The 13,727-nt window shown below is 45.0% G+C and carries 13 protein-coding genes; 2 read left to right on the forward strand and 11 right to left on the reverse strand.

The genetic code is table 11. The features are described 5' to 3' along the window. Positions 1 to 11 precede the first annotated feature (11 nt). From DKT73_RS08420 to DKT73_RS08435, 4 genes are all read right to left on the reverse strand, one after another. Positions 12 to 635: a bifunctional 4-hydroxy-2-oxoglutarate aldolase/2-dehydro-3-deoxy-phosphogluconate aldolase gene (locus DKT73_RS08420; RefSeq protein WP_111638117.1), complete on the reverse strand. Its 624-nt coding sequence runs from the start codon at positions 633 to 635 to the stop codon at positions 12 to 14. A 22-nt stretch (positions 636 to 657) separates the two neighbouring features. Then, positions 658 to 2,133, reverse strand: a complete 1,476-nt coding sequence (zwf, locus tag DKT73_RS08425) for a glucose-6-phosphate dehydrogenase (protein WP_111638118.1) — start codon at positions 2,131 to 2,133, stop codon at positions 658 to 660. 19 nt (positions 2,134 to 2,152) lie between these two features. Next, positions 2,153 to 3,127: a glucokinase gene (glk, locus tag DKT73_RS08430; RefSeq protein ID WP_111638119.1), complete on the reverse strand. Its 975-nt coding sequence runs from the start codon at positions 3,125 to 3,127 to the stop codon at positions 2,153 to 2,155. Between the two features lie 103 nt (positions 3,128 to 3,230). Next, positions 3,231 to 4,295: a GGDEF domain-containing protein gene (locus DKT73_RS08435; RefSeq protein ID WP_111638120.1), complete on the reverse strand. Its 1,065-nt coding sequence runs from the start codon at positions 4,293 to 4,295 to the stop codon at positions 3,231 to 3,233. A gap of 277 nt (positions 4,296 to 4,572) precedes the next feature. Here DKT73_RS08435 and DKT73_RS08440 point away from each other — a divergent pair, with 277 nt between their 5' ends. Further along, entirely contained in the window at positions 4,573 to 4,896 is a 324-nt protein-coding gene (locus DKT73_RS08440) for a hypothetical protein (RefSeq protein ID WP_111638121.1), read from the forward strand. Here DKT73_RS08440 and DKT73_RS08445 read toward each other — a convergent pair. Further along, positions 4,893 to 5,924 carry a DUF3080 family protein gene (locus DKT73_RS08445; RefSeq protein WP_232827822.1) on the reverse strand — a complete coding sequence of 344 codons (1,032 nt, stop codon included), beginning with the start codon at positions 5,922 to 5,924 and terminating at the stop codon, positions 4,893 to 4,895. The genes DKT73_RS08440 and DKT73_RS08445 overlap by 4 nt on opposite strands. On the opposite strand from DKT73_RS08445, the gene DKT73_RS08450 reads away from it, so the two are divergent. After that, complete coding sequence (locus DKT73_RS08450) at positions 5,923 to 6,333, forward strand: acyl-CoA thioesterase (protein ID WP_111638122.1); 411 nt, start codon at positions 5,923 to 5,925, stop codon at positions 6,331 to 6,333. The two genes, DKT73_RS08445 and DKT73_RS08450, sit on opposite strands and share 2 nt — an antisense overlap. A 59-nt stretch (positions 6,334 to 6,392) precedes the next feature. Here the strand turns inward: DKT73_RS08450 and DKT73_RS08455 are convergent, their stop codons facing one another. The 6 genes from DKT73_RS08455 to infB form a co-directional block, all read right to left on the reverse strand. Further along, a complete protein-coding gene (locus DKT73_RS08455; protein ID WP_111638123.1) occupies positions 6,393 to 6,983 on the reverse strand; it encodes an LPP20 family lipoprotein in 591 nt (196 codons plus the stop codon). A 150-nt stretch (positions 6,984 to 7,133) separates the two neighbouring features. Next, positions 7,134 to 9,242 carry a polyribonucleotide nucleotidyltransferase gene (pnp, locus tag DKT73_RS08460; RefSeq protein ID WP_111638124.1) on the reverse strand — a complete coding sequence of 703 codons (2,109 nt, stop codon included), beginning with the start codon at positions 9,240 to 9,242 and terminating at the stop codon, positions 7,134 to 7,136. A 177-nt stretch (positions 9,243 to 9,419) separates the two neighbouring features. Next, positions 9,420 to 9,689 (reverse strand): 30S ribosomal protein S15, encoded by a 270-nt coding sequence (gene rpsO, locus DKT73_RS08465; protein WP_111605584.1) that lies wholly within the window; start codon positions 9,687 to 9,689, stop codon positions 9,420 to 9,422. A gap of 111 nt (positions 9,690 to 9,800) precedes the next feature. Further along, positions 9,801 to 10,727, reverse strand: a complete 927-nt coding sequence (truB, locus tag DKT73_RS08470) for a tRNA pseudouridine(55) synthase TruB (protein WP_111638125.1) — start codon at positions 10,725 to 10,727, stop codon at positions 9,801 to 9,803. Between the two features lie 9 nt (positions 10,728 to 10,736). Further along, positions 10,737 to 11,126 (reverse strand): 30S ribosome-binding factor RbfA, encoded by a 390-nt coding sequence (gene rbfA / locus DKT73_RS08475; RefSeq protein WP_067013360.1) that lies wholly within the window; start codon positions 11,124 to 11,126, stop codon positions 10,737 to 10,739. A gap of 12 nt (positions 11,127 to 11,138) precedes the next feature. Beyond that, positions 11,139 to 13,712: a translation initiation factor IF-2 gene (gene infB, locus DKT73_RS08480; RefSeq protein ID WP_111638126.1), complete on the reverse strand. Its 2,574-nt coding sequence runs from the start codon at positions 13,710 to 13,712 to the stop codon at positions 11,139 to 11,141. Positions 13,713 to 13,727 lie beyond the last annotated feature (15 nt).

The raw sequence follows: 13,727 nt of genomic DNA on the forward strand, positions 1-13,727 counted from the left end.
TGAGTCAGTGTTTATGCGACCGATTTCGCCAACTCAGTAATCTCATCCCACTTACCGGCACGCACTAAATCTGTCGGTACAATCCAAGAACCACCTACACATAGCACATTTGGCAAGGCTAAATATTCACGGAAGTTTTCCGCTCCAATACCGCCAGTCGGGCAAAATTTGATTTGCGGTAGTGGACCACCAAATGCTTTCAACGCTTTAACACCGCCGTTCACTTCAGCAGGGAAGAATTTAAAACGGTCATAGCCGTATTCCATTCCAAGCAAAATATCAGAAATAGTCGCTACGGCGGGCAAGTAAGGCACATCGTACTCTTTCCCCACTGCCAATAGGTCCGCGGTCATACCTGGGCTAATAATGAACTGAGAGCCTGCCTCGATTGCTTGAATATATTGCGCACGAGAACAGACCGTTCCAGCACCAACAATCGCCTCAGGTACTTCTTTACGAAGCGCTGTAATTGCCTCTAAAGCAGCCGGAGTACGCAAGGTTACCTCTAAAACAGGCACGCCACCAGCAACAAGGGCTTTGCCCAGCGCAACTGCTTGCTCAACACTGTCCACAACAATGACAGGAACAACAGATGTGGCTGTCATCACCTGCTCAGCAGTATATGAAGTAGTCATTTTATTTTCCTTTTATTAAGACTTAATAATCATGCCAATTACGACCGTCTTTGATCGGCAACGCCATTGACGCTGCTGGCCCCCAAGAACCAGAAGCATACTCTTTTGGGCGTTCGCTGGTTTGGTTCCAAGCGGACATAATCCCGTCCACCCATCGCCAAGCCGCCTCTACTTCATCGTAGCGCATAAACAAAGTCGCATCGTTACGCATCACATCAAGCAACAATCGCTCATACGCTTCGGGACTGCGCTTATCATTAAAGGCTTCGGTCAAACTCAAGTTCAAATCTACAGGCTGAAGAACCATGCCTTCACTCACACCGGGAACCTTATTCATCACCGTTAGCGAGATTTTTTCTTCTGGCTGAAGACGAATAATTAGCTGATTGCGCTGAAGCTGACGATTGCTTTCATCACTAAAAATACTGTGCGGAACGGCTTTATACTGAATAACAATTTCAGAATAACGCTGACCCAAACGCTTACCGGTTCTGAGATAAAACGGCACGCCAGCCCAACGCCAGTTATCAATATCCGCGCGCAAAGCAACAAAGGTTTCCGTTCGAGAATCAGGATTACTTCCTTCTTCATCGAAATACCCTTTTACCTCTTTCCCTTTGATCATGCCTTTCGCATATTGACCACGAACGGTTTTGGTATAAGCATTTGCTCCAGCAATAGGACGCAAGGCTTTCAATACTTTAATCTTTTCATCACGGACTGAATCCGCATCCATTCGACCAGGTGGCTCCATAGCCACCAAGCACAATAGCTGAATCAAGTGATTCTGCACCATATCACGCATGGCACCAGCATTGTCGTAATATCCCCAACGCCCTTCTACACCAACCGTCTCAGAAACAGTAATTTGCACATTGTCAATATGCGCACTGTCCCACAAAGGCTCAAACAGTGTGTTACCAAAACGTATCGCCAATAAGTTCTGTACGGTTTCTTTGCCAAGATAGTGATCAATACGGAAAGCTTGCTGCTCATTGAAGTTTTTCATTACTTCATCGTTGATTGCACGAGAAGAAGCCAAATCTCGACCAAGTGGCTTTTCTAGCACCACACGCATACGCTCCGCATTCAAACCATGGGCCGCGAGCGAAGAACAAATCGAACCAAATAAATCAGGCGATGTAGCAAGATAAAATACGACATCACGGTTATCGCCACCAACTTGATGATCATTGAGTCGTGAGAAATCAGACGCTTCTTGCGCATCGACCGACACATAACTCAAACGCTCTTTAAAACGCGGCCATGTTTTTTCATCACCCACACTAGAAGGTACAAACTCATCCAGCGCGGCTCGAATTTTTGTTTGGTATTCCTCTGTACTCACTTCTCGTCTCGAAGCACCAATAATACGCGTCGTTGGAGCAAGCAAACCATCCATATCCAAATGGTACAAAGCAGGCAATAACTTACGCATTGCAAGATCACCGCCGCCACCGAAAATTACAACATCACAGGCTTTTAAACTGGCCTTCATATATTCTTTCTCCAACTATTTAGGCTTTCGACACAAGATGAGACGCATAACAAGCGCATCCCATCAGCCCTGGGTATTCAGACATCACGACAAACGTCGGAATAGGTGAGACAAATTCTTTCATGCGCCCTTTATCTTGCATGGCATCACGAAAACCACTTTTCAGGATGTCATTAACATAACGCGGCACAATCCCCCCAGCAATATACACACCACCACGGGACTCAACCGATAGAACAAGATCACCAATTACTCGCCCAAGAAACACAAAGAATTGCTCTAGAGCGGCTTTGGCTATCGGGTCGTTACCTTGCTTTAAAGCGTCACCAATTTCTGGTGCCGTTAAACGTTTTTCGATCCCTTGTCGTCGCGCCATGGCCTCATATATATTTTCAAGGCCCATTCCTGATAGCACACGCTCCGCCGACACACGTTTATGACGAGTGCGTAAGAATTTTAAAATATCATCTTCGAGGTCATTACAAGCCGACAAATCGACATGCCCACCTTCGCCTGGCAATACCATGTTCGGCCCGTTATCCTGAGGAACAACACAGGAAATACCCAATCCCGTTCCCGCCCCAACGACCCAGCATGGTGCCTTTGGATCAACTGTAGAATGCTCACCCAAAACCACCATATCGCTTTTAGGCAAAACCTCCAAGCTGTAACCTACGGCATCAAAGTCATTGAGTAAGGCGACGGGCTTGTCATCACCAAAATAAGACTGCACTTCTGCACGGGTAAAGTGCCACGGATTATTAGAGAAGCGAATAACGGCTTGATTGACAGGACCTGCAATGGCAAGTACCACAGCATCAATATTTTCCATATCAACACTGCAATGCTCGATGTAATCCGCCGCAGCGTCGAAAAAATTCGCATAATTCTTACAAGGGAGCACTCTAATTTCAAGAGGCTCATATTGATGGATAGGAACCAAAGCAAAGCGCGCATTCGTTCCACCAAGATCGGCGATTAAAGCATGGGACATAGACGAACCCTATTTAATTTTTTTGAAATTTTACAACAAAATTGAGGGGAAAAATACCGCAACCCTGAAAAAACAGCCGCTAAAATGTAATAAAATTACAATACTATCTCAGTCTATTTAAAAACTTAAAGACCTTAGTCGGCACCAATCTTTTACGGTTATTCTTATAATCATAAAGACGCTCATCCGCTACTTTGAGCAGATGTTTGTAGTTGCTTGGTCTATCAGACATCACACTGGCCCCACCATAACTAATGGTGATTGGCACAAGATTCGATTTATACCTCAATGGGTTAGATTGAAGGTATTCCTGGATAGACTCTGCGACCATTATGGATTGTTCATAGCTTTTACCCGGCATGACAAAGACAAACTCATCGCCAGCAAAACGAAACGCCAAGCCCTGTTTATGCACGTATTTTAGCAAACGTTTGGCAATGTATTCTAATACCTCATCGCCACAGTTGTGACCCAGGGTATCATTGATCGACTTAAACGCATCACAATCGAGAAATACAACGGTTAAATCACGCTCTTGCAACTTGGATCGAGCGAATTCACGCTCCAACATCAGCTCAAGCTGCCGACGATTCAACAGCCCGGTCAACGGATCTCGAGTCGCTAAGTATTCAAGCTTTTCTCTTGCCGTTACGTTACTCAAACAGATTGAAATTTTTATGGCAAGCTGATCCAGCAAAAAAGTGTCTTTGGTCATTGCATCATAACGCGTGCTATCAGAGTCGGCTTGACAAAAAAGACCTACCAATTCTCCATCAATCGTCAGAGGAGAAATCGCCACCGAAGAAATAATATCACGATACACAGCCGGAATAATTTCCCAACAACGACCCAAATTGGTATTTACCAACACCGTTTTATTGCTGGCTTTGATGATATCAATCATAGATCGACGTCTGGTGAATAATACCCGATCGCGTAAATCTGGCATTTTCTCTAAACTTTCTATGAGATGAGAAAGAGGAGCTTCATTGATTAAATTTACCCATACATAGGGCACATTAAATTGCTTTTGCACTTCTTTTGTTAGTGTAGAAACAAACTGGTCACAACGACCAATAGAAAGAATGCAACGCTCTATTTCAAAAAATTTGCGCGCGATTTCTTCATTGCGTCTCACATTGTCGATCAGTTCGTTAATATCATGCATGCACTATGCCCCACCGCACTGACAGTTAGCGGCCCACTTTTCTGAATAGAAAGCAACAGATCCTAAAAAACATTATTGATCTGTAATGCATTATAGTACGATGCTTACACAATTTGAGCTATACATCGAATAAAATTTGCCGCCTTAACTGCATAAAAAATCACAATTAAAAACCGTCCGCAAACACACCCTACCTTATTTTAATTAATTCTTTGTTTTCTTAAGAAAAATCATTCTGTGCCGATAGCGTCTCGTAGATGATTCAATAGGCTTGTAAATGAATATAAGAGAAATTGTTGAAACCCAGGTAACCCAAAGCAGTCGAGCGGGACAAGCGGTTTCTGGCAATGCCAATTTTGCCTTATTAATGAGCCTGTTCAATCAGCCAGGTCCATCCTTGATGGATACGCCCGATCAATTAAGCCAACATCAGCCTCACGCTATCACACGCCCCATACAGTTTTCACACAGTATCGGAGAAAACCCACTTGCAAACATCGCCTTATTAAAAGCATTGAGTTTCGAGCCGTTAGCTGAAGGCCCAGCTTACCAATACGACGCGGTCGAAAGCCTAGAAAGGCAACTCAACACTCACCTCTAAGATTCCCCTCCGACCGACATAGCGCATCGCCCAAAAAGCGCACTCCATTGCCGTGCATGCCCTTGAGACGCTTGTTGATAACGCTGCCAACGGCTATCGGCAGCAGTTAATGAAAACTGCTGAGAAAAAACTCGCATTTCATTGCTTAATGGCGCACTCAACTCAAACAATGTGTTTAAAAGTGGTAATACCTGATAAGCGCTACGATTAATGCGTCCCATATAAGGTTGGACACTCTCTACATAATGGCTTTCGAATTGCTGCTTGAAGTACCCCATTGGCGCGCCACAAATCGGCTGATCAAGCCCATCTATTGTATGGGTTACACGATCCAAATAATCCGTTAGTCGAGTAATTGTATATAAAAGCCTGCCAGCGTACTCACTGTCCATGAGAATCTTTAAATCCCCCTCAAATACGCTGGCGTCAACAACAGGTAAACGATCAAGACTGTCACCAATAACAACCAATCGATTCAATGCATTCATTAGCTCTTGCTGTTGTGCCGTTGAATAATTCAATGGCAAAAAGCCATTCGATAAACTAAAAAAAGCCTCACTTTCCGCCCCATTGAAAAGAGCATTCCCAAACGCCATCGGCAATTCAAGACGTTTTTGCTGCGCGATATGACGTAACTCATCCGCCAAAGTGTCGCTTTGAATATCACAGGACTCTATGGCTCGAATGATATCTAGCTCATATAAAAAACGCTGACTATCGGGCATCACTTTACCCAAAATGCTGTTTTTTCTTCCGGCCACCACGCCAACATTGCATTGCTGCAAAGACAAATAATCCAATAAACCAATATCAAATTGTGTCAAACTTTGTTGACGATGACGAGATGATGGCAGACTAGCTGGCATTACGATTGCAGGAGAAGACACCGACACAAACTGCGAGCGATTTAATCCAGCCGTGTATTGGGATAAAACGTCTTCAGCCTGAAAACGTGTATCACACCCACTCACGCCAGCGAGTATAATGCCACCTAACAGAATCATTGAAATAAAGGTTTTTATTAACATGAACAAGCTACTCATCCAAAAACGAGAAGAAATATCAGAGACACGCGTCGCGAAAATGGTGTTTCCAGCCACCACCAACCATTACGATACCTTATTTGGCGGCATCGCCCTACAGTGGATGGATGAAGTGGCCTATATTGCGGCTACTCGCTTTGCCAGAAAAACCATGGTCACTATTTCGACTGAGCAAGTTGACTTTAAACAACCTATCCCATCAGGCATTCTCGTCGAATTAATCGCTCGCGTAGTGCATGTTGGACGAACGTCACTAAAAGTAGAGGTATCGATTTTTCTAGAGCAACTGGACTCTGATAAACGCACCAAAGCGGTAACAGGTCATTTCAACTTTGTTGCCGTAGACAGCAACAAAAAGCCGACTCCAATTTTTGATGAAGAACAACAAAGTTAACAAACATGTCCTATTGATAAGCAGCAGCGATGTGCTGCTGCTTATCAGGTTTGCCTTAATTAGTTAGCGTGACGCTTAGCAATTTCGGCAGCCAGCTCGTCAAAACTTTTTTCAGATTCTAACTTTTGAAACAAGGCTGCTTCATTTCTCATTGAAGAACGCAAAATACTCTCTGCAACACCTTGCGCTTGGGCAGGATCCAATCCAACCAATACCACTAAACCGCCCGATGGCGTTGGCATTTGACGGATGATTTTTGAACCTATTAATTGCTGTTCCGTAATTTGCTTAGTAACAACACTGTTAACACGATCGACTGTTTCTGAATCGCCCGCTCCCGTCGTTTCGACGTATTGCTTAACCATGTTTTGCAAATCAATACTAAGCACTTGAGCCAGCTCAACACGCGCTGCCGTGGCTGCCATTTGCTTCATATAATTCACCCCAGCGGCGGATTTTTCACTATAGCCAGCAGCCGACAAAGCAACACCGTCAATAGGAGCACCACATACCCAATCAGGCGCGGGTTGGTTAGAGCCATCCGCAAAAACACAGTCAGGAATCGCCGACACCGGCGTATTCACCACGTCTTTACTGCATGCCACCAACACAAAACTCGCTACTAATAACCCTACCACTTTAAACATCATGATTCTTTCCTTTACTTTCGCCAAGACAATCAGCACACAGAGCATCAATATCAGCCACATAATGCTGTTATTCTAGTCTATACATACCATTAAAAACAAAAAAAGGCGCTAATAAATAGCACCTTTTTTGATCAATCCCATTACACAGAATTATTCCGTGTAAGCGGCTTTTTCTTCTGCTGTAACGTCTTTCATAGACAATTTGATACGACCACGAGCATCAACATCCAGTACTTTAACGATGACATCTTGACCTTCAGAAAGGAAGTCGGTTACCGCACGAATACGCTCTTCAGCGATTTGAGAGATGTGAACCAAACCATCTTTACCAGGTAAGATATTTACGAATGCACCAAACTCAGCGAGACGAACCACTTTACCTTTGTAAAGTTTATCAACTTCTGCTTCAGCTGTGATTTCATGAATCTTCAGCAATGCGGCATCAGAAGACGCTTTATCAGCCGCGTAAATACGAACAGTACCGTCGTCGTCTAGATCGATAGAAGCGCCAGTTTGCTCAGTGATAGAGCGAATAGTCGCGCCACCTTTACCGATAACGTCACGAATTTTCTCTGGATCAATTTTGATCGTCGCCATAGAAGGCGCGTTTGGAGACACTTCTGGACGAGCGTAACCAATGACTTTCGCCATTTCACGAAGAATATGAGTACGAGCTTCAAGCGCTTGGCTCAAAGCGATATCCATAATTTCTTCGTTGATGCCTTCTATTTTGATGTCCATTTGAAGCGCTGTGATACCTTCTGCCGTACCAGCCACTTTAAAGTCCATATCGCCAAGATGATCTTCGTCACCCAAGATGTCCGTCAATACAGCAAAGCCGTCGTCTTCTTTGATAAGACCCATGGCGATACCTGCCACTGGCGCTTTCAAAGGAACACCAGCATCCATCATAGACAAAGACGCACCACAAACAGACGCCATAGAGCTTGAACCGTTAGATTCAGTGATCTCAGATACAACACGAATGGTGTATGGGAACTCGTCTTCAGAAGGCAATACTGCTTGAACACCGCGACGAGCCAAACGACCGTGGCCAATCTCACGACGACCAACACCGCCCATACGACCACACTCACCGACAGAGTAAGGAGGGAAGTTATAATGAAGCATGAAGCTGTCTTTGCTTTCGCCAGTCAAGCCGTCTGTCATTTGCGAATCACGGCTAGTACCTAGTGTACAAGTAGCAATCGCTTGCGTTTCACCACGAGTAAACAATGCAGAACCGTGAGTTTTGCTTAACAGACCCACTTCAACACTGATAGGGCGAACTGTTTTGTTGTCACGACCATCGATACGTGGCTTACCGTCGATAACACGACGGCGCACGATACGTTTTTCTAGTTTAGAAAAAGCGCCCGTTACGTCTGCTTCTGAAAATTCGCCACCTTCGGTCACGAGTGCCGCCACAGCGGCATCACGCACAACACCTAGTTGCGCATAGCGAGCCATTTTCTCACTGATACCGTACGCCTCTTCGATTTGAGCCGCGTAGCCAGACTGAAGAGCATCAGCCAAAGACACATTTGCCGCTTCCGCTGTCCAATCCCAACGAGGCTTAGCGCACTCAGCTGCGAATTCAGTGATAGCAGAAATAGCCGCTTGCATTTCTTTATGAGCATAAAGAACCGCACCTAGCATTTCGTCTTCAGTCAGCTCTTGCGCTTCAGACTCAACCATCAATACAGCGTCTTTCGTACCCGCTACCACCATGTCTAGCAAAGAACCTTCTAGATCAGAGTAGCTTGGGTTAAGCACGTAGCCAGACTCATCGTTGAAACCAACACGCGCCGCACCAATTGGGCCATTGAATGGGATACCAGAAATGGTCAATGCAGCAGACGTTGCAATCATTGCGGCGATATCTGCGTCTAAGTTGGTGTTAGTAGACATAACCGTACAAACAACCTGAACTTCATTCATGAACCCTTTAGGGAACAATGGACGAATTGGACGGTCGATCAAACGCGACGTCAGTGTTTCTTTTTCAGAAGGGCGACCTTCACGCTTTAAAAAGCCACCTGGAATTTTACCAACAGCATAAGCTCGCTCTTGATAGTGTACAGACAGTGGAAAAAAGTTTTGACCAGGTGTTGCTGTTTTTGCACCAACAACCGTTGCCAGCACTTGTGCATCACCAATAGTACACAGTACAGCACCCGTTGCTTGGCGAGCAATGCGGCCTGTTTCTAGTGTGACGGTATCGTTACCGAACTGGAAAGTTTTTGTCGTAATACTCACGCGTATTCCTTTTATTAAAAAAATTTCTTCTCCCAAAGACCTCTTTTTAAGCCAGTACTCATATGAACTCTTTCAACCTTTCTCTCTCATGAAAAGAAAAGTGCATATGAAGTACAGGCTGTCCCTTGGGAGACCAATAAAAAAAGGGCCATAATAATTTATGGCCCTTTCTCAGTCTTAGCGACGCAGACCTAGTTTTTTGATCAAACTAGTGTAACGAGCTGCATCTTTACGCTTAAGGTAATCCAACAACTTACGACGTTGGTTTACCATGCGGATTAGACCGCGACGAGAATGATGGTCGTGGATATGAGCTTTAAAGTGATCTTGAAGACCTTCGATGTTCTTAGTCAACAATGCTACTTGAACTTCAGGAGAACCAGTGTCACCTTCTGCTACTTGAAACTCTTTTACCAACGCTGCTTTTGATTCTGCAGACAATGCCATAATCTTAATCTCCAAATTAATATGCTATTAAAAGTAAAGGATAGCCGAGCATATTTTCAGTCATCCTAGACCAGCAAGTTTAGCACTTTTTTTAGCAGAACTCACTGCTATTTATAAAGAGAACTCACTAGTATTTACCAATCGATAAGGACGAATAGACGTTCCTTTTATCTGCCCAAGCCCCAAAAAGCGCTGTGATTGTTGATCGTACATTCTGACCACAGTTTCGTGCTCTAATGAAACAGGGCTAGAAACGGTCCGACCAAACATCATATCTAAGGTGTCCACCTCCGCTAAATCCACTTTTTCAAAGTGTTTTACGGCGGTATCCATTGAAATCAGATGAGAATCCAACGCCTCGTAACCTTGCTCCGCTATCGCCTCAAATTGTTCTAGGGTCATCATATTTTCAGGCAAATACCCTGCCGTCGAAATACGATGCAAAGAATGCAGATGTGCGCCACACCCTAACGCTTCGCCAATATCCTCACCAATGGTTCGAATATAGGTCCCTTTAGAACACTGAATATCAAGCGTTAACGTATCGTCCGTTCTGGAAACAAGGGTGAGATTTGCAATCGTGACGCGTCGACGTTTTCTCTCGATGACAATCCCCTGACGAGCATACTCGTACAAAGGCCTGCCCTCATGCTTCAGAGCAGAATACATAGGCGGTATCTGCTCAATGTCACCACGAAATCTATCTAAAATCGCTTCAAGCGAGTCATCAGTAAGGGTAGGAACTGACTCTTCCGTTAACACCTCACCTTCACGATCACCCGTTGTGGTTCTTTTGCCCAACTGAATACAGGTCAAATAACGCTTATTTGCATCCAATAGATATTGAGAAAACTTTGTCGCCTCGCCAAGACACAGTGGCAACATTCCTGTTGCCAAAGGATCGAGCGCACCAGTATGGCCAGCTTTCGCCGCTTGATAAAGACGGCGAACACGCTGCAATGCCTGGTTTGAACTAAGACCAATCGGCTTGTTCAGTAAAACAATCCCGTCTACCGAACGCCATTTTGCTTTAACCATACGACTTTATTACTCGCCTTCGTTACCGTTTTTCGTCTCATCATCACGAATCGCTTCGTCAATCAGAGCCGACATACGCGAACCATTGACCACACTTTGGTCATAATGAAAGCGCAAATGCGGCATAACACGAAGTTTAACTTCTTGTGCTAAACGACGACGTAAAAAACCTTTCGCGCTGTCAAGAGCCGCTTGGTTCTCTGCCAATACTTCTGGCTGATCGTCTTTACCCAAAACAGTGTAATAAATATCTGCATAGCCTAAATCTTTTGCTACACGCACTTCGTTGACAGTAACCAACCCTAAACGCGGATCCTTTACTTCAAACTGGATCAAGGACGCCAGCTCCTTTTGGAGCTGGTCACCAATCCGACTAGTACGACTAAATTCGCCTGCCATGATCTTGTCCTATTATAACGTACGCGCAACTTCGATGGTTTCAAAAACCTCGATCTTATCGCCTACTTTTACGTCAGTGTAGTTTTTAACACCGATACCACATTCCATGCCTCGGCTAACTTCATTGACCGCATCTTTAAAGCGACGAAGAGATTCAAGTTCACCTTCATAAATAACAACATCATCACGCAATACACGGATCTGTTTGTTACGGTAAACCGTCCCTTCTACCACCATACAGCCGGCAATCAAACCAAACTTAGGCGAACTGAACACATCACGTACTTCGGCCGTACCTTTGATGTCTTCACGAAGATCTGGAGACAACATACCTGACAACGCAGATTTCACATCGTCAATAATGTTATAGATAACACTGTAGTAGCGAAGATCAATACTTTCACGCTCAATGAATTGCTTAGCAGAATTATCTGCACGCACGTTGAAACCGAAAATAACCGCATCAGACGCTAGCGCTAACGTTGCATCCGTTTCCGTGATACCACCAACGCCACTAGAGATAACGTTAACTTTCACTTCATCTGTATTCATGTCAGTCAATGACTTGATCAAGGCTTCAAGAGAACCACGAACGTCCGCTTTGATAACAATGTTCAGAGTACGAACTTCGTCTTTGCCCATCTCAGAGAATAAGTTCTCTAATTTAGCAGAATGCTGGCGAGCAAAACGCACTTCACGGTATTTACCTTGACGGAAGTTCGCCACTTCACGCGCCTTACGCTCATCCGCTACAACGATGAACTCTTCACCTGCTTCTGGCGTTCCATCAAGACCAAGAATCTCAACAGGAATAGAAGGACCTGCAGAATCAATTGTCTTACCAGTCTCATCCAACAAAGCACGTACACGGCCCATCTGAAGACCAGCCAACACGATGTCGCCTTTCTTCAAGGTGCCATTTTGTACCAACAAGGTCGCTACAGAACCGCGACCACGATCCAAACGCGCTTCAACCACCACACCTTTTGCTGGTGCGCTCGGAACCGCTGTCAATTCAAGTACTTCTGATTGCAACAACACGGCTTCTAGAAGCGCTTCAATACCTTCACCAGACTTAGCCGACACACCGACGAACTGAACGTCACCGCCCCATTCTTCAGGAATAACACCTTGCGCCACTAATTCGTTTTTAACACGATCTAAATCCGCGCCTTCTTTATCGATTTTAGTCATGGCAACGACCATTGGAACACCAGCAGCACGAGCATGCTGAATAGCTTCAATTGTCTGAGGCATAACGCCATCGTCTGCAGCACACACTAGAATAACAATATCGGTTGCTTTCGCACCACGTGCACGCATCGACGTAAACGCAGCGTGTCCAGGTGTGTCCAAGAAGCTGATCATACCGTGCGGAGTCTCAACATGGTAAGCACCGATATGCTGAGTAATACCACCAGACTCACCCGCAGCGACGCGAGTCGTACGAATATAATCAAGCAAAGACGTTTTACCGTGGTCAACATGGCCCATTACGGTAACGACTGGTGCACGTTTAATCGCTTCACCTTCGTAGTCAATGGCTTCGATCATGTCATTTTCAACGGCATTTTCGTCAATCAACTTAACCGTATGACCCATTTCTTCAACAACAAGTGTTGCCGTATCACGGTCAATGGTTTGGTTAATCGTTGCCATGGCGCCCATTTTGAACATGACCTTGATGACTTCTGCGCCTTTCACTGCCATTTTTTCGGCAAGATCTGCCACAGTGATACTTTCTGGCAAAGCGACTTCATGAATCATTTTAGCCGTAGGCTTTTGGAAACCGTGCTCTTGTTTTGCCGGCTTCTTATTTTTGCGACCTAACTTGCCGCGACGAGTGAATTCATCTTCGTCGTTGACATTAACGCGTGAGGTGCGCTTGTTATCTGGGTTAATACGACCACGAGGTTTATCTTTATCGTTGTCATGTCTCACTGGGCCTTTTTTGCCTTTTGGTGCAACCGTTGATTTTTTACCGTCCATCGCTGGTTGAGACATTTTTTTCGCTGCTTTAGGCTGCTTCGGTGATTCCACGGGTTCTGCCGCTCCTATATCGGAAACATACTGCTCCGTATAATTTACCGCGTCAGCATCCGCTACGGCGGCTTTTGCCGCTGCGTCTTGACGCGCTTTTGCTTCGGCTTCAGCTTTCGCTTTGGCCGCCTTCTCTTCTTCAAGTTTGCGCTCAGCGTCTAAACGAGCCTGCTCTTCAGCAGCCAAACGCTCTTGCTCTTCAGCAAGACGCTGTGCAAGCAATAACTCTTCTTGCTTTTGTGATTCACTGTCTGAATCGTCACGTTTTACGTATGTACGCTTTTTCTTCACTGCAATATTAACTGCTTTTCCGCCATCGCGCGACAATGTACTTGTTGTCTTTCGCTGCAGAGTAATTCTTTGGCTATTACCACTGTCTTCGCCATGCTGACGTTTCAGATAATTCAGCAACGCTTGCTTTTCAACTTCAGAGACTTCTTGTCCTGCACTCGTTTGAGGCAGACCAGCGTCTTTCATCTGAGCTAGTAGCTTATCGACTGGCGTATTGACCAGCTCGGATAATATCTTTACGGTTTGAACTGTCATTAAGTTCCCCCTTAT

It is taken from the genome of Marinomonas shanghaiensis (genome assembly GCF_003259175.1).
Lineage (GTDB): Bacteria > Pseudomonadota > Gammaproteobacteria > Pseudomonadales > Marinomonadaceae > Marinomonas > Marinomonas shanghaiensis.

Bases quoted from the DNA above. Each gene is read 5' to 3' on its own strand.
- DKT73_RS08435 (WP_111638120.1), bottom strand. From the start codon at position 4,295: ATGCATGATATTAACGAACTGATCGACAATGTGAGACGCAATGAAGAA.
- rpsO (WP_111605584.1), bottom strand. From the start codon at position 9,689: ATGGCATTGTCTGCAGAATCAAAAGCAGCGTTGGTAAAAGAGTTTCAA.
- DKT73_RS08455 (WP_111638123.1), bottom strand. From the start codon at position 6,983: ATGATGTTTAAAGTGGTAGGGTTATTAGTAGCGAGTTTTGTGTTGGTG.
- glk (WP_111638119.1), bottom strand. From the start codon at position 3,127: ATGTCCCATGCTTTAATCGCCGATCTTGGTGGAACGAATGCGCGCTTT.
- truB (WP_111638125.1), bottom strand. From the start codon at position 10,727: ATGGTTAAAGCAAAATGGCGTTCGGTAGACGGGATTGTTTTACTGAAC.
- zwf (WP_111638118.1), bottom strand. From the start codon at position 2,133: ATGAAGGCCAGTTTAAAAGCCTGTGATGTTGTAATTTTCGGTGGCGGC.
- DKT73_RS08440 (WP_111638121.1), top strand. From the start codon at position 4,573: ATGAATATAAGAGAAATTGTTGAAACCCAGGTAACCCAAAGCAGTCGA.
- rbfA (WP_067013360.1), bottom strand. From the start codon at position 11,126: ATGGCAGGCGAATTTAGTCGTACTAGTCGGATTGGTGACCAGCTCCAA.
- infB (WP_111638126.1), bottom strand. From the start codon at position 13,712: ATGACAGTTCAAACCGTAAAGATATTATCCGAGCTGGTCAATACGCCA.
- DKT73_RS08445 (WP_232827822.1), bottom strand. From the start codon at position 5,924: ATGTTAATAAAAACCTTTATTTCAATGATTCTGTTAGGTGGCATTATA.
- DKT73_RS08450 (WP_111638122.1), top strand. From the start codon at position 5,923: ATGAACAAGCTACTCATCCAAAAACGAGAAGAAATATCAGAGACACGC.
- DKT73_RS08420 (WP_111638117.1), bottom strand. From the start codon at position 635: ATGACTACTTCATATACTGCTGAGCAGGTGATGACAGCCACATCTGTT.